This is a genomic window from Pectobacterium brasiliense, assembly GCF_016950255.1.
GTDB classification, from domain to species: domain Bacteria; phylum Pseudomonadota; class Gammaproteobacteria; order Enterobacterales; family Enterobacteriaceae; genus Pectobacterium; species Pectobacterium brasiliense.
Window position 1 is genome coordinate 225,220 of record NZ_JACGFN010000002.1, and the last position, 16,887, is coordinate 242,106.

General features: G+C 51.5%; 11 protein-coding genes, 1 tRNA gene and 2 pseudogenes. 6 read left to right on the forward strand and 8 right to left on the reverse strand.

Annotated elements, in window-relative coordinates:
* Position 1: 1 nt before the first annotated feature.
* The 5 genes from gspE to H4F65_RS15635 all read right to left on the reverse strand — a co-directional run bounded on the left by gspE (position 2) and on the right by H4F65_RS15635 (position 8,137).
* Entirely contained in the window at positions 2-1,498 is a 1,497-nt protein-coding gene (gene gspE, locus H4F65_RS15615; protein WP_010681649.1) for a type II secretion system ATPase GspE, read from the reverse strand.
* Entirely contained in the window at positions 1,495-3,447 is a 1,953-nt protein-coding gene (gene gspD / locus H4F65_RS15620) for a type II secretion system secretin GspD (RefSeq protein ID WP_167740030.1), read from the reverse strand. Before gspD ends, gspE begins: the two co-directional genes overlap by 4 nt.
* Before the next feature lie 88 nt (positions 3,448-3,535).
* Positions 3,536-4,399: a type II secretion system protein GspC gene (gspC, locus tag H4F65_RS15625; RefSeq protein WP_010681651.1), complete on the reverse strand. Its 864-nt coding sequence runs from the start codon at positions 4,397-4,399 to the stop codon at positions 3,536-3,538.
* 50 nt (positions 4,400-4,449) lie between these two features.
* A complete protein-coding gene (locus H4F65_RS15630) occupies positions 4,450-6,429 on the reverse strand; it encodes a glycosyl hydrolase family 28 protein (protein ID WP_010681652.1) in 1,980 nt (659 codons plus the stop codon).
* A 139-nt stretch (positions 6,430-6,568) separates the two neighbouring features.
* Positions 6,569-8,137 (reverse strand): pectate lyase family protein, encoded by a 1,569-nt coding sequence (locus tag H4F65_RS15635; RefSeq protein ID WP_010681653.1) that lies wholly within the window; start codon positions 8,135-8,137, stop codon positions 6,569-6,571.
* Between the two features lie 524 nt (positions 8,138-8,661).
* Between H4F65_RS15635 and gspB the strand changes: the two genes are divergently transcribed.
* Positions 8,662-9,231: a type II secretion system assembly factor GspB gene (gene gspB, locus H4F65_RS15640; protein ID WP_010681654.1), complete on the forward strand. Its 570-nt coding sequence runs from the start codon at positions 8,662-8,664 to the stop codon at positions 9,229-9,231.
* Here gspB and gspS read toward each other — a convergent pair.
* Both gspS and alaC read right to left on the reverse strand, forming a co-directional pair.
* On the reverse strand, positions 9,228-9,641 hold the full coding sequence (gene gspS / locus H4F65_RS15645; protein ID WP_010681655.1) for a type II secretion system pilot lipoprotein GspS: 414 nt from the start codon (positions 9,639-9,641) through the stop codon (positions 9,228-9,230). The genes gspB and gspS overlap by 4 nt on opposite strands.
* A 121-nt stretch (positions 9,642-9,762) precedes the next feature.
* Complete coding sequence (alaC, locus tag H4F65_RS15650) at positions 9,763-11,004, reverse strand: alanine transaminase (RefSeq protein ID WP_010681656.1); 1,242 nt, start codon at positions 11,002-11,004, stop codon at positions 9,763-9,765.
* A gap of 368 nt (positions 11,005-11,372) precedes the next feature.
* Here alaC and dgcA point away from each other — a divergent pair, with 368 nt between their 5' ends.
* Together dgcA and H4F65_RS15660 are read left to right on the forward strand one after the other, a co-directional pair.
* Positions 11,373-12,353 carry an N-acetyl-D-Glu racemase DgcA gene (gene dgcA / locus H4F65_RS15655; protein ID WP_010681657.1) on the forward strand — a complete coding sequence of 327 codons (981 nt, stop codon included), beginning with the start codon at positions 11,373-11,375 and terminating at the stop codon, positions 12,351-12,353.
* A 42-nt stretch (positions 12,354-12,395) separates the two neighbouring features.
* A complete protein-coding gene (locus H4F65_RS15660; RefSeq protein WP_010681658.1) occupies positions 12,396-13,250 on the forward strand; it encodes a D-amino-acid transaminase in 855 nt (284 codons plus the stop codon).
* Between the two features lie 86 nt (positions 13,251-13,336).
* Here the strand turns inward: H4F65_RS15660 and H4F65_RS15665 are convergent, their stop codons facing one another.
* On the reverse strand, positions 13,337-15,790 hold the full coding sequence (locus H4F65_RS15665) for a DUF3772 domain-containing protein (protein ID WP_010681659.1): 2,454 nt from the start codon (positions 15,788-15,790) through the stop codon (positions 13,337-13,339).
* Positions 15,791-16,187: 397 nt separating this feature from the next.
* Here H4F65_RS15665 and H4F65_RS15670 point away from each other — a divergent pair.
* From H4F65_RS15670 to H4F65_RS15680, 3 genes and pseudogenes are all read left to right on the forward strand, one after another.
* Positions 16,188-16,264: transfer RNA gene (locus H4F65_RS15670), tRNA-Arg, on the forward strand.
* A gap of 134 nt (positions 16,265-16,398) precedes the next feature.
* A pseudogene (locus tag H4F65_RS15675) lies at positions 16,399-16,616 on the forward strand (Arm DNA-binding domain-containing protein); the annotation flags it as partial.
* Positions 16,609-16,874: pseudogene (locus H4F65_RS15680) on the forward strand (DUF4942 domain-containing protein); the annotation flags it as partial. The pseudogenes H4F65_RS15675 and H4F65_RS15680, both read left to right, overlap by 8 nt.
* Positions 16,875-16,887 lie beyond the last annotated feature (13 nt).

The window sequence follows — 16,887 nt, forward strand, 5'->3', positions numbered from 1 at the left end:
ATCATTCCTCTTTGGTTACGCGGATCACTTCTTCCCAGGTCGTGAGCCCCGACAGTACCTTATCCAACCCGTCCTGACGGATGGTGGTTCGACTCCCCCCCAGAATCTGCGCAATCGCCATTTCACCGTCACTGCGGTGGATCGCGGCACGGACGTCGTCATTAATCAGCACCAGCTCATGAATGCCGATACGTCCCCGGTAGCCGGTAAAGCTACACTGCGGACAACCAACGGGATTATGCAGCAGCGTACCGGGCGCGATCCCCATCTGTTCAGCCTGAACCGGATCGACCGGCTGCGGCTGGCTACAGTCAGAACACAGCGTCCTGACCAGACGCTGCGCGAGAACGCCCAGCAAAGAGGTTGATAGCAGGAAAGGCTCGACGCCCATATCCTGCAAACGAGACAGTGCGCCCAGCGCACTATTGGTATGCAGTGTGGATAACACAAGGTGGCCGGTCAGCGAAGCCTGCACGGCAATCTGCGCCGTTTCACCATCACGAATCTCCCCCACCAGCACGACGTCCGGGTCCTGACGCAGAATGGCACGCAGCCCGCGGGCAAACGTCATATCGACCTTGGCATTGACCTGCGTTTGCCCGATGCCTTCCAGTTCATACTCGATGGGATCTTCCACCGTCATGATGTTACGTTCTGACGCATTCAGGCGGCTGAGCGCGGCGTAAAGCGTGGTACTTTTCCCCGATCCTGTCGGGCCGGTGACCAAAATAATGCCATGGGGACGATGGATCAGGCTGTCCAGCAGTTGCCGATTGCGTTCCGACATACCCAGCAGTTCAAGATCGAGCTTAACGCTGTTTTTATCCAGCAAGCGCAGCACGACGCGCTCACCGTAGTTCGACGGCAGTGTGGAGACACGAACGTCAATCGCTCGTCCCCCCACTCGCAGCGCCATACGTCCATCCTGCGGAATACGCTTTTCCGCAATATCCAGCTTTGCCATAACCTTGATACGCGACACCAGCAGCGACGCCAGCTTACGCTGTGGACGCAAAATTTCACGCAGTACGCCGTCAACGCGGAAGCGGATCAGCAAATAGCGCTCATACGTTTCGATATGAATATCCGACGCTTTATTTTTAATCGCTTCGGTCAACATGGCGTTGATGAGGCGGATAATCGGCGCGTCGTCGTCGGCATCGAGCAAATCGTCGCTGTCTGGCAATTCCTCCACCAGCGTATAAAAGTCCATTTCATTGCCGATATCTTCCATCAGACGGCGTGCTTCTTCCGAGTCGCGCTGATAGCTAATGACTAATTGCCGTTCAAACTCGTCTTCCGTCACGCGTTCAATCTTAAGCGAGCAGCCCGCAATCCGACGCGCTTCCAGCAAGGCAGAAGGCGGCGTTTGCGCGACGCAAATCGTCTGTAGGCTCGCATCATTTTCCCGCTGCAACAGCAGAATTTGCTGCGATCGCGCATAGGCAAAAGGCAATATCGGGCGTAGCTCTATCATCTGGGAGGCAACGTCACTCATTTCCCGCCCGCCGGATAAAACGCCACAATCGAGGACTGAACCTGACGGAACGTGTAGGCGTTTCCGCCTTCCGGCAAGCGCAGCAACTCGTTATTCAAGAGCCCCCCTTCGCTGCCGTTCACGTCTCGCTGCTTCTCCTCTTCCGCATTGAACGAGTGATATTTACTGGCAGAGGCGCTCTGGTATTGGCTGCGATCGCGAATAATGGAAGGACGGATAAACAGCATCAGGTTACGCTTTTTCGTTTCCGTGCTGTTGGAACGGAACAAGTATCCCAACACGGGAATATCGCCCAACAAAGGCACTTTACTCGCGGACTCATTGGTACTTTTATCCAGCAAGCCGCCAACAACGACGGTTTCACCGCTGCTGACCAGTACCGCGTTATTAACGGTACGCGTATTGAATGTTGCCCCCAGGTCGGTGCTGCTGCTGGAGGCCGCATCTGCCACGCTGGAGACTTCCTGTTCGATTTCCAGCAGAACGGAGTCGCCTTCGTTAATTTGGGGCTTCACTTTCAGTTTGATACCAACCGTTTTACGTTCTACCGTTTGGAAAACGTTGTCGCCGGATGTCGTCTGCGAACCGGCTAATACGGGTACTTCCTGACCGACGTTAAACGTCGCTTCCATATTGTCCAGCGTCACGATACTGGGCGTTGCCAGAATATCGTTCTTACTGTTTTTGGACAGCGCCGTCAGCAACATGCTCCAGTTACCCTGATAGAAACCGGCGGCAATCCCGTTGAAACCGCCAAGCGCCGTTGTCGCTGCCGTGCCAAGCGTTCCATCACGTCGGAACTGATCCGCCCCCGCCATCATTGTCGTGATCGGTAATCCCGTATTCGTGAATTGCGTTACACCAGCATTTTTATTCGCCCATTGAACGCCCAGATTCATGCCATCGGCATCCTGTACTTCCGCGATGATCGCTTCGACCAAGACCTGCGGACGACGGATATCCAACTGCGCAATCACCTGTTCCAGATCGCGCATGATGTCCGGTGCGGCATTCACAATCAGCGAGTTGGTTTGTTCGTGTGCCTTAATCGAAATGTCTTTACGCAGCGCAGGCAGCGCATTTTGCTGATCGGTTTGGATGCTGTCGCCAACGCCGGTGAGCACTTCGACCAGATCGGTAGCCTTGGCGTATTTGAGGTAGATAACTTTGGTGTTGCCCTGTACCGCCTGTTGGCGATCGAGCTGCTTGACCATATCAATCACGCGCTGGCGTGAATTCGGCTCGCCGCGCACCAGCACTGAGTTGGTTCGCTCGTCCGCCACAACATTGGCGGTCAACATACCGGGCAAGGCGGATTTCTCATCCATCTTGTTCAGCTCATTCACCATCTTCACCACTTCCGTTGAGGAAGCGTAAGACAGCGGTATGCTGGTCACATTCCGATCGCCGGTCTGATCAACCCGTTCGACAATCGTCATCAGCCGCTGAATCACCCCCGCGCGGCCGGTCATCAGCAGCACGTTCGACGGTTCGTAATGCACCACGCTCCCGGCACCAGCGTTGTCATTCAACTGACGCAGCAGCGGTGCCAAATCACGCGCGGCGACGTTGTTGACGGGCACGACGCGCGTCACCACTTCATCACCAATGCCCGGTTGTGCATCAGTGGCTAGCGGCATAGACGTCGATTTCGCATCCTTCGAGCGAATGATTTTCAGAACGTTGTTATCCATCGGAATCACGGTGAATCCATAAACATCCAGCACGCTCAGGAAGAACTGGTAATACTGTTCTTCATTCATCATGTCATAGCTGCGTACGGTAATGGTTCCGCTGACCGACGGATCGATAATGACCGTCTTATTCAGATTCTTACTGACGGTATTAATAAACTCCTGAATATCCGTGCCTTTAAAACTGGCGGAGAATTCGGCGCTCCACGCCAATGATGACGCCATCAGCAAAACGCTCCCGCTGAGCAATAACATGCTCTTGCGGCGTATATGATCAAGCCACTGGTTTTTATTCTTCGAAAAAACCTGACGCTTAAAAAATCCCTGTCCCTTGCTAAACAAATTAGTGGTCTCCATCCAGTGCCAGATATATATCCTGCTGTTGACCATCACGTTCGACGGTCAAATTAAATTTGCTCATCCCGGCTAGCTGCGCCATCGCCTGCTGTGCCTGATCCGCATCGCGTAAATCCATGCCGTTTAATGACACCGCGAGATCGTTATCCTGCAAACCAGCGCGGTAGAAAAGATCGGGATTTTTGCCGGGGTTTAACTGATATCCTTTCAGTACTTCTTCTTCCGTGACGGGAGAAATGCTGAGGTAATCCTGCGCCGAGAGGGGATTTTTTTGTATTTCCTCTTTCATCTGGCTAAATGTGCCAGAAGACGGCGGCGCATCAACGGTGTTTTCTTCCTGATACAAATGCAGCGCTTCATAGCGCCCTTGGTACTGGAGCACGACACGATCGGCAGAGATAGTCACAATTTTGGCTTCATAGCCCGGAATGGCATCGCCGACGCTGCGACTGTATTGCTGACTATCTTTAGCGATAATGGCAATCGAACGCTTGGCATCTCCACTCGCCAATACCCCAGTCAGGCTGATATTTAACGAAGTGAGCGGAATATCGCCGGATAATGCGGCGTCGTTAACCGCAGACGCATCTGCAGCGGGGGCATGGCCGAATAAGGTAAAATCACCCGGCGTTGCGGGCTTTTCTTTCGCCTGGGCAGGCGTGACCGACACGCCAACAATGCGTGAGTCTTCAGGGAGGAGAAAGCGCCAGGTCAATACGGCCAACTGCTGACAAATCAGCAGCAAAATCAGCCCCAACACAATACGTCGGATCAGTGGAGCGGGCAGTGACCGAAAAGTGGCAACCAACGAGTTAAAAGACGGATCTTTGAAAGCTTGCAATCGTGCCATAGGTAATCATCCATAATACTCCCCACGCCGAGTAGCGTGGGGAAAATGCCTTATTCCGTTGCGGCTTCCCGGGTGATGGTTTCATCACCGCTGGTCGTCAGCGCGGCATCATTATTTACACGGTCTTCGAGCCTGATATTTTCAATATGACCGAAATTCCAGGCTCCCGGTACATTCTCAAAAACGACATTCTTAAATTCACTGTTCTTCAGGAATGTGATGTCCGTAGCTTTTACATTTTTGAATTTTACATTCTCAAAATGTAAGCCTTGATGATAAGCATCACGTCCAAAAGAGAACTTATACGCATCAGCCATTTCAGCCACGGTCATCCCATCGACCATGATGCTGTTTTTCTTCGCTGTACCATCAACCGTGACGTTGGAAACGGTCACATCACGGAACTGTGCGGGCTCAGCAGCAGGCTGGGTATCGTTCACGTCCGCTTTATATTTAATCGTGAACACAAACGGCTCGTTGACAATATCACGCATCGCGTTATTACGGAATACCACGTCACGCGAGCCACCCCCATAATAGGGTCGACTCTTCATGCGCAGGCCAACATCCGTCTTATTCATTACGTTATCTTCAGCAACAATTTTTTCAATCCAGGCACCGGTATGGCTACCCGTAACCACCGCACCATGCCCACGGCGGAAGTAGTTATTGAAGATCCAGGCACCGCTCTGCGCTTTTTGCCCCAGCGTTGCCACTTCAGCACCATATCCCGCCGCAAAGTTTACGCTGTCATCCCCCGTGTCAAAAAAGTTATTGAATACCATGACGTTCTGGCTGTTGCCGAATTCAATGCCATCCGCATTATTCGCGTCGTACGTTGTGTGCACCAGCGCATTCATTGCCACATTTTCAGATTCCAGCACCATCACACCGTGGAAAGCCGGGTTCAGAATCGTCAGCCCTTCCAGATACATGTTGCTCACACCGCGCAGCGTCATCAGGCTGGAGCGTCGGTTTTTGTACGCCTCATCCAGTAGCATCCCTTCAGCAACGGCTTTTGCCGTTTGGTCTTTTGCCAGAATACCGTCACTGCTGACATTGGTGGCTTTGCTCGCACGATAGAGCGGTAACGTGTTATTTAACTCATCAGTTTCAGTAATGTTTGCGTCACCGGCTTTAATACCGCGCGTCCAGCCGTTGCCATCAATGGTGCCCTGCCCGACGATACGAATATTTTTAAAGGTGCCTGCATGGCTGCTGCCCTGATCGTCTGCTTCCAGAACGTTAATCAGAGAAGGCGGACGCTTCGGTAATTTAGGTGAACTGTAAGGGTAGAGATAGTAGCCGCGGGCGAGCGGGTAATCATCACCGTTTGCCGATCCCAGCAATGTGGCACCTTTCGCGACTTCAAACGTCATATCGCTGTGCAGGAACAATGCGCCGGTTTTAAACGTTCCCCCTTCAACCACGACCTTACATCCTTTCGGATACGCGGCTGGCGTACAGTCATCAATTGCCTTCTGAATCGCCACCGTGTCGTTAGCGACACCATCCCCTTTCGCACCGTAGTTGGTCACATTCAGTGACGCTGGCGTCGCCGTCGTTTTCTGCACGACGGTTTCACTATCTACGGATTCTTTGCCGTCATCATAAAGCGCGCGCACCGTGAAGCGGTATTCTGTTTCCGGCGACAGATTAGCGACCTTGAAATTGTGGAAGCTGACGCGGACATGCCAGTTATCGGTATCAATCGAATTGTAGAAATTATCGATATAGGGCTTGGCCGGCGAATGGGTGTTTTGGTTATCAATGGTTCCACCCAGCAAGGTTCCATTCATATAGACACGGTAATCTTTAATACCGGCGGCAGGTTTGGTCGGTTTTTCCCAGGCAAGCACCACGCTACTGTCATCATAGGCTAGCGTCGGCACTTTAAGATTTTGTGGCGCAGCAGAACGATCAACACCCACATTCGGCGTTGAGTCGCTATCGCTGCATCCGACAATCAGGCCGCTCAGAACGAGTGTCGCGCAGAGCGTAAGGCGAGTACGAGGTAAAAAGTCAGTCATAGCATTTCCTGTATTTTTACTATTATTTTGTCCGATGTATTTCGCCCTACGGCAGGGTAGTTGCCACAGAGCGAAACCTATCGGCAGAGGGTTTACAGATAAAAATCACATAAAAAAATAACGGGTTGAATCAGGCGATCTACGGCAGAGAAATATCCAGTTTCCCAGCACCGGCATTGTCCAGGACGTATTTCTCAACGGCGGCAATAGATTTCCCTGCGCTATATGTATAAGGCGGGCTCCATTCCAATTCATTGGTGCAGGTTTCCAGCGCCCATGCGGGTACCGCTTTGCCAGAAGTCGTAGCGGCGGCCTTCTCGGCTTCTTGCAATGTGCTGCATTTGTCTAATGCGATTTGATTCAAATTGCTTGCCGGATTGCCATTAAACCAGGAGCCGTTATCTTTAAATTTGCTTCCTTTGTAGGCACCGATGATTAGATTTTCATCCGCACCGCCGCCCTGGAAATTAAACACGTTACTTTCGGAAAGAATGGATGAATCGAAGCCCATCCCAATGGCATACAGAATGGGGTAATTTGTATCCGTTGCCCCGCGATGGTAGTTATTCAGCAAATGCACCTGACCAAAGCGCACACGCGGTGACCGCTGCACGCTGTTGTCCCATAAATTTCCTTCAAAAGTGATTCGGTATTCCCCTTTATCACCATCGCCGGAACCAATTAATACCGTTTTGTCATGCTCGGCAAAAATGTTGTAGGAAATCGTCAGGTAATCGGCACCGTCTTCTATGTCCAGCAAGCCGTCGTGGCGCTGGATATGTTTGCCAAATAGCACCGGTTCCTGATAGTCAGGATGTTCACCGTCCGTAAAGGTACAGTGATCAACCCAGACATTTTTGCTGGCGTTAATCGACACGGAATCATAGCGCGCATTCCAGTTGCCTTTATCACCGTCGCCCGCATCCCAGGCTGGGGCGAAGTCACGCGGTGCCTGAAACGTAATATTACGGATAATGATGTTGCTGTTATCGGTTTTACCGAACGTGTGGCTCAGGGTATTGAGGGATAAATAGCCTTCTACCAGCTTCGCTTCGCTACCCACGCCTAAAATGGTGGTATTCGGCGGGACCTGAAATTGAATCTGCGCCTTCTGGTTGTTGGCATACTGCGAACGTTGACCATTCTGCTTTTTAAGCAGGCTAAGTTCAGCGCTAGCCGCCGCTGCATCGCTGCCGCCAGCATCCGCCGTCGCTTTCAACTGCGCCATGTAATCCTGATCGAACGCTTTGACATATAAATCAAAATCAAACGTCGTTTTATTCGGCTTGGTTTTATAATACTCAGCATCCGCATAGCGTCCATTGCCTAAATCATCGCCGCGGACCGTGCCTTGCCAGTAGATAATTTTGGGTTCTAACTTCGCCTTCAATTCCGCATCGGCATCGCCTGCGATATAACGGGGGCTGCGGATATTATTTAATGCGTCTTTTAATTCCTGGCGGCTGGTGACGACATAAATACTATTTTCATGTGCGCCCTCGCCCCCCGTCGTTGCATAAAATTTACCATCCGTATTCTGATATTGCGCAGCCCAGCCAAACGGTGCCGTTTTCACCTGCAAATCTGGCGGAGCCGCTTCTGCCACTGGCTGCTGACTATTATCACACCCGGAAAGCACGAGCCCAGAAAGGGCAATAGCTACCGCACAGGTGCGTAAACGACCAGTCCCAATAACCGTTCTCAACATTTTATCCCTCAGTATTTTTTAATTATTAAAATAGAAAATAAATCCGCACAAAACCCTGCGATATTAATCGCATACTTTAAAAGTACTTTTATTCTTAATGTCGTGGCAGATTGACACGTCCCTTATTGATAAAAAAGCAATGCACTATCTGTAGTAAAAAACCACATAATAATACTGCCCATTTAGCACTCGGGACTGTTAATTAAATGATGATGCCTCCACGCTGACTGATTATCGAACAACAAAAAGAAACGTTATACCTACAATGGTAAAACATGGTTTCATTAAAGCAAATTCACACGTTTTTTTTGCGACCCGCATCAAGATTCCATCTGTGATTATTATGACTGTAATAGTTTTTAATCAAAATGAAGGAACTGTCACATAACCGAGATATTCAGTTTTCTGGCTCTTTCTATTTTTTGCAAAATAAGGCAGACGGCACCATCCTACTCACCCGACTTTGGTTTATGATGTGATGCTACACGACCTAAAATATGCCCTACACACTTAAGGATGAGCGCGTGGACAACGCACCGGACGCAACGACACACTCACAGCCAGCATGGCTTGCCAGATATCCGATGCCCGGTTATCTCATGGTTATTTACGCTCTGCTTTTTGCCGCGCTCGGCTGGTTCAGCCACCAGCGTTGGGGGAGCTCTGCTTCTCCGACGACCACTTTAGCGGCTCAAGCGGCCACCTTGCCTGCGGCAGAGGTGCAAACGCCAGCAGCACTCGCCGCTACACCTCATCAGGAAGAGGCTCATACCGATACGCCAGCCCCCTCAGAGAAAAGGACCACACTGCCGTTACCCGCCATCAGCAACGGTGAGGTTCCGCCGCTGGCCTACAGCGCACATGTTTACACGTCGGATGAAACCAAGCGCAGCATCACGCTCAACGGCCTGCAATTCCGCGAAGGGGATTCACCAATAGAAGGGCTGACCATAGAACAGATCCAGCAGGATATGACCATTTTTAGCGTAGAGGGTGAGGTGTTTATTCTGGAAGCACTGGAAGATTGGCCGGGCGGAAAATTCAACGAGAATGAACGTTCCGCCGACAATGAAAGTGGAAGCGCTACGCCTTAACTTTGACTGCGAATGGCGTCAATAAACGGCGTCAACGTACGGTTAAATTCCGAACACTGCGCCTCTTTTGGCGTACTGTCTTTCAATAACCCTTGATACAGGCTTTCACTGCGCTGCGGTAAAGCCTGATAGCTGGCAACATTCCAGCCTCGTTGTTTCGCTACAGCCAACGCGACATTGGCAATCGTCGCATCATCAGGCAGATCGCTGCGGTTACACTTCGATTTGAGATAGCGGGTAGCCGCAACCAGCGACGCCAGTTGATTCAGCTGATCGTTAGGAGAAACCGTTACCGCAGAAGACTGGCCTGCCACTGTTCCTTTTTGGGCAGACGTTCCTGTTTGTTGGCACCCGGCCAGCGTGACGCAAAGCAGCGTTAACGCAGAAATTTTAGACAGAGATAATGACATGACAAACTCATCCTGATTGAGATTAACGGTAGGCATTCTAGCAAATGATAAGCCGCTGTCACGGCATGTTTATAGGCTCCCAGTCAGTCGACTGGGAGCCGCGGTTATCAGGAAATGACTATCAGGCAGTCGTGCCCTTGCCAGGTATGGATTTGGTGGTTGGCAGGAGACCGTCAGCACGGAACATGGCCTTAATACCGCGCACCGCCTGCCGAATTCGATCCTGATTCTCAATTAAGGCAAACCGAACATGGGTATCGCCATAATCGCCAAAGCCAATGCCGGGGGAAACACAAACCTTCGCTTCCGACAGCAGTCGTTTAGCAAACTCCAGCGACCCCAGATGCGCATAGGCTTCAGGAATTTTCGCCCAGACATACATTGAGGCTTTCGGCTCATCAACAATCCAGCCGGCCTCGTGCAGACCACGCACCAACACGTTACGGCGCTGGCGATACTGCTCGGCAATATCCCGTACACATTGCTGATCGCCTTCCAACGCAGCAATCGCCGCCACCTGCAACGGCGTGAACGTGCCGTAATCGTGGTAGCTCTTAATCCGCGCCAGCGCGCTGACCAGCTCTGGGTTGCCGACCATAAAGCCGATGCGCCAGCCAGCCATGTTGTAACTTTTCGACAGCGTGAAGAACTCTACCGCGATGTCCTTCGCACCGGGAACCTGCATGATCGACGGCGCTTTCCAGCCGTCATACACGATATCGGCATAGGCCAGATCGTGGATCACCAACACGCCGTACTGTTTCGCCAACGCCACAACGCGTTCAAAGAAATCCAGCTCAACACACTGCGCTGTAGGGTTCGACGGAAAACCGAGAATCATCATTTTCGGCTTCGGAATACTCTCGCGGATCGCGCGTTCTAATTCGTTGAAGAAATCGACGCCGTCCACCAGCGGCACAGAACGCACCTGCGCCCCGGCAATCACCGCACCATAAATGTGAATCGGGTAGCTGGGGTTAGGCACCAGCACCGTATCGCCATGATCCAACGTTGCCAGCATCAGGTGCGCCAGCCCCTCTTTGGAGCCAATCGTGACGATAGCTTCACTTTCAGGATCGATATCAACCTCATAACGATCGGCGTACCAGCGGGAGATCGCACGGCGTAAGCGCGGAATGCCTCGGGATGTCGAATATCCGTGAGTATCTTCGCGTTGTGCGACCGTACAGAGTTTTTCCACGATATGAGGAGGGGTCGGGCCGTCAGGGTTACCCATGCTGAAATCAATAATATCTTCGCCGCGACGACGCGCAGCCATTTTTAATTCAGCAGTAATATTAAATACATACGGGGGAAGACGATCGATGCGCGTAAAACGGCGCGGAGAAGTAGAATCAGCCATAACATCCTCAGATTAACGTGAGCGCCCGGACCGTCCGAGCGACGCAGTGCCTGTAAAGGCACTCTACTCAACATCATTCAAATCGCAGTAAACCCGTTTTCGTTGACGGCAGCTTTCGTTAACCACAAGGGCACAGACGACCTGAAGTATAATGAGCTTATTCAAGCTATCTCAGATAATTCGCCCTGTCGATACCGTGCTCATAAATTTTTCCAGCCCGGAATTAAGCCTCATCTATTTATGGCTAAGATCGCGAAAAATGGAGAATACGCACCGAAAGAAGCATTACACTTGATGACCCGCTCAGGCCTTGTAAATAAGGCGCTTATCCCCCTGAGGCACAGGATGGTTAACCCGAGAGTAAGCTTATGACTGAGATGCGATATTTCACCGAGAGTTGGCCAATAGAAGGCGCATTTACCATTTCACGCGGCAGCAAGCGTCAGGCAGATGTCGTTGTAGTGGCGCTCCAGTCCGGCAACGTGACAGGCTACGGCGAATGCGTCCCTTATTCACGCTATGGCGAGTCCCTCAGTAGCGTCATGGCGCAGATTGCCTCACTGCACAGCGACGTCCGTAACGGTTTAGATCGGGAGACGCTGCAAACCATCCTGCCCGCAGGCGCGGCGCGCAATGCGCTCGATTGTGCATTCTGGGATCTGGAGTGCAAACAGCACCAACAGCGCATTTGGCAACGTTTGGATCTCCCTTCGCCTACGGCGTTGGAGACAGCCTATACCCTATCGTTGGATACGCCAGACCGTATGCGCCACGCCGCGATACATCATGCTAATCGCCCTCTTCTCAAACTAAAGCTGGCCGATGCAGACGATCTGGCCAGAGTTGCTGCCGTGCGCGAAGGCGCGCCATCGGCTCGCCTGATTGTGGATGCCAATGAAGGATGGGATACCGAACGTTACCTGACGCTGGTTCCTGAACTCGCTGCACTTGGCGTAACGATGATCGAACAACCTTTCCCAGCAGGCAAAGATGATGTGCTGGCAGACTTGCACCGCCCGATTCCCGTCTGTGCAGATGAATCCTGTCATGACAGTCAGTCGCTGGTCGCTCTGGTCGGCCGCTATGACATGATCAACATCAAGCTGGATAAAACCGGCGGACTAACGGAAGCCCTGCGTCTGCGAAAATACGCACAGGAGCAAGGTTTAAACATTATGGTCGGCTGCATGGTGAGTACATCGCTCTCGATGGCACCCGCATTTGTCGTGGCACAAGGTGCCGCCGTGGTCGATTTGGATGGCCCACTGCTCTTGCAGCGCGATCGCACTAACGGGCTGCACTATAACGGTAGCGAAATATTACCGCCCGACGCATTATTGTGGGGATAACGCGCGTTAACCTGCATTGAGCAACTATTAAGGAGTGTTGTGATGCAACGTCTTGTTTATGTTGATGGACAGTATGTAGAAGAAAATGAAGCAAAAATTTCTGTATTTGACCGTGGTTTCCTGTTTGCCGATGCCGTCTATGAAGTGACGGCGGTCATCGATGGCAAACTGGTTGATTTCGCCGATCATATCACTCGCCTGCAACGCTCCTGCCGCGAGCTGTCGCTCACGTTGCCCGTCACTCCTGAAGCACTCAAAGAGATTCACGATGAGCTGATCAATAAAAACGATCTGAAAGAAGGCGCGATCTATTTACAGCTTAGCCGCGGCAATGCCGGCGATCGTGATTTTTATTTCCCTTCTGCTGACGTCAAATCCACGCTGGTGTTATTCACTCAGGCACGTTCGCTGGTCGGTAACCCAAAAGCCACAACGGGCCTGCACGTTGTCACCACCGAGGATATTCGCTGGCACCGTCGGGACATCAAAACCGTCAGCCTGCTCGCCGCCAGCCTGGCAAAAGAGTATGCCCATGCCAATCAGGCCGACGATGCTTTCTTTGTCGAAGAAGGTTTCATTACCGAAGGCAGTTCCTGCAATTGCTACATCGTCCTGCATGACAACACGGTTGTGACCCGCCCACTCAGCAACGCTATTCTGCACGGTATTACGCGTCAGTCGCTGCTCAAGCTGGCAGAAAAGGAGGGCATTACGCTGGAAGAACGCTTTTTTACGCCGGAAGAGGCGTATCACGCCAAAGAGATTTTTGTCAGTTCAGCCACCATGCTGGTTCTCCCCGTCGTAATGCTGGATGGAAAAACGATCGGCGACGGCAAGCCCGGAAAAATGACTCAGCGGTTACGTGAAATCTATCTCGATATGATTAAGCAGCAGTAAAAATAGCCGCGCTTCACATCCTGTAAGCACGGCTTCGATGTTCATCCGTTACCCGTTCACTGCCGGATAACGGATGGCTGAGCACATTATTTATCTTCACCCGACATGCCGTCAGTCAGCGCAAACCCTGAGTTTTCCAACACCATCTTCTGCGGTACGGCCAGTGGAATATTAGATTCCCGCAGTCGCTTGATAATCGCAAACAGCAGATCGCTCTTCGCTTCCGATACCATTCTCGGGCTGCTGACATAGCCCGTGACGCTCAGCACCATGCCCGTTGGGTTCAACTGGCTGAACTTCACTGACGGTGCCGGGGTTTCCAGAATCGCCTCATGGCTGATGTAAGCATCCAGTAACAGTGTACGGACTTCTTCAGGATCGATATCCAGCGGGAACGTCAGCGCCAGCGTGGCAACCCCGAACGGGTTCCCCATCGTAATATTACGCACATTCTGCGAAATAAATTGGGAGTTCGGCACGATCACTGTCGAACGGTCGCCAAGCTGAATTTCCGTCGCACGCACGTTAATCCGCCGGATATCCCCTTCAACGCCGCTGATACTGACCGAATCGCCAACTTTCACCGGGCGCTCTGTCAACAAAATCAGGCCGGAGATAAAGTTCTTCACGATCTCCTGTAAGCCAAAACCGATACCCACCGACAGCGCGCTGACAATCCATGCCAGCTTGTTCCATTCAATCCCCAATGTCGCCAACGTCAGCAGGATAATCAGGATGTAGCCGATGTTGCTGAACAGCGTCACCAGCGACGCACGGATACCGCGTTCTAACGTCGTTTTAGGAAGGAATTCATCTTCCAGCCAGCGTTTTGAGGAGCGTAAAACATAAACCCCCACCACCAGGAAGAGCACGGCATTGACCAGATGAGCAGGCACGATGCTCAGCGTTTCCAGCCCTTTTCCGCCCCAGATTTCAACGGCTTTTTGCACCAGCTCCAACGGCGTAGTGGTGCCAAACGTCCCGTTCAGTAAAGCGACGGCCGCCATCAAGATTAAAAAGACTTTACCAGCAGCCGACAGGAGCAAGGTGGCCTGAGCCAGATGCCGATCGTCCAGATTGAGCGAATTTTTCATTCGCTTGCCGCTGGCGTTGTTGGGAGAAAAGAGGCTTTCGCAGATATCGGTAATAAACGTTGAGAACAAATACAGGCAGGAGAACACCATACCAATCCACACCAGCTCAAACGCCAGGAAACGAGCCAGTGAGATATAACCAATGACCAGCGAAACCAGAATAGAGAACGATGTCGCCAATACGGCAAGATGAATAATGCCGGATAATGTCGAACGCGCTTCCGGCTGTTCCCCTGAATGTACCATCTGTCGACGAATCTGATCGCTTTTTAGCGCGATCGTCCCCGCAGTAAAGGCCAGGAACAGTGCAGATAAGCCGTTCACCATAATGGTTGCCGCGACCGATGTTCCCACCGTCGCTGTCACTTGTTCAATAAAACCGAAGATCAGGATAATGCCCGCGGCAACCACAGGAAACGGCTTCATGGCTTTTGCGACAGGGTTAGCAATCGCAGGCAAACGCCATGAAGGGCGCTGATTCGAAAGAAACGCACGCCCCAATCCGGCGATCATCGAACAGAAAATTGCCTGTCTCACCAACGCATCAAGGAATGACACGACACGTTCTGAAGCTTCACCGTGGCGCGTAAACGTAAAGTCGATCAGATTTACCGCAATACCGATCGTGACCACGGTTGAAATAACCGATGCTGTGGCTAAAAAGCTCCGCCGCAGACGCCCTTCCGGCAGCCAGTTAATTCCCGCCCAGGCCAGACATTTCTCCATATACCGACGCCCCGCCGAACTCATAGCCATGGCGATCAAAATCAGGAGTGCGGAACCGTAACGCCAGTCTGGCTCCCAGGCCACCGTAAAAGCATCGCTTAATTGATCCTGAAAGGTACTCAGGCGGCGTACATCCTCAGCCTGCGGAGCCACAATCGGTGCCCAGAAGCGCCCGCCCAGAATGCTACCGGAATTCAATGCCAGCTGCGTTTTCAACGCATTACGGCGCAGAGTCACGATTTGCGCGGACAGATTGCTCGCTCCGGTGCGTAAAGCCTGAATCTGCTCGATCTGCGCATCCATTTTTGCTTTTTGCGTATTCAGACTGTTTCGCTTACGCGTCACTTCGCTGGTTTCACTAATGCTGGAGCCGGGCTCTGGCGCTGGTCCTAAGACATCCAACTGAGCCTGAATTTGAGCGCGCTGCGGTGCTACTGCATTAGCAAGCTCATTGGCGCTATTCACCAGTTCCTGCGTTGTGTCATTCAACGCGCCAAATTTGCTGTCGCTATTGGTGCCTGAAACCTGCTGCTTAATGTTATCTAACTGTTTTTGCAGCTTGACCAGCTCGGCATCGACATTAATTTTTACGGGCGCATCGGTCTGCGCAGGCTGTGGGTCAGGATCAGAATCCGCACTCGCCGCCGATGCATATCCAACAGGCAGCATAAACATTGCCAGCAGACAAACGCGCAAGAATGCGGATGAAAGAATGTTCATAAATCAAAAGGTTCCAAAGTTCGACAAAATAGCGGATCCACAAATAGCCGAGCGACAAACCCGGCACGTGAAAGCAGCCCACACTCATCCAAAACCCACGAATGCGGGCATAGTGTACCAACAGCGCAGAACGCAGAATACGTCCGTTCATAACTTGAAAAGAATTACTGAACGCATCTAGCAGATAAAACTGAAATTTTCATTGCTATGTGTAGTTCATGTGGACGAGGCTCGCAATTGTGCAAAAAAGTCACACCAGAGAAAGCGACATTCACCAAAGTTGTACAGGGATTCACCGTATAGCGTAAATCCAGCGCCAACCCGTTGACTCACTGGGACGTGTGGGTATAATCCAGCCCACTGTTGTAACACGCAACAGCCATTTCTTTTTTGAAATGCGCCCTTAGCTCAGTTGGATAGAGCAACGGCCTTCTAAGCCGTAGGTCACAGGTTCGAGCCCTGTAGGGCGTACCATTTTAAGTTCTCCCAGACTCTACCGAATTCAACAAAACCCCGTTATATTCATTGATACCACTAGGATTTTCTGTCGCTGAGCTCTACCGAGGTCAACCCAGCATACCGGAAATCAAGTCGATGTTGGGAAGCCCGCCAAGCCACAAGACAAAGAGTACAAGCTCACTGAGAGCGCAGGCCTTATCTTCTGATAAAGCCGAACGGAGCCAAATATTGGCGTTTGAAGTACCGCGTTGCGCGTAAAGAGAAAAAATTATTTATCGGCGTTTATCCTGATATCTCGCTGGCAGAAGCGAGATTAAAACGGGAAGAGGCTCGAAAAATCGTCGCTTCTGGTGGCGATCCTGGTGAACGGTAAACCCATCCCTGACAACCGTGGCAATATCTCTACGCGATTGATGGAACATACCCGGGAGAATCCGGCTAAGGGAACTTACGAAGATGAATTCTTCAGTATTCGTTACTTCAGAAGGGAACCGCGCATTTGACCTTCAAACGCCAGGAGTTGGTTGAACGTATGAACGACATCATAGCTAAACACTATCCAAAAATACTATCGAGTAAGAAAACCAAGGTACGTATACTTAGTAAGAACATGACAATAACGTAAACATCAGATGAAT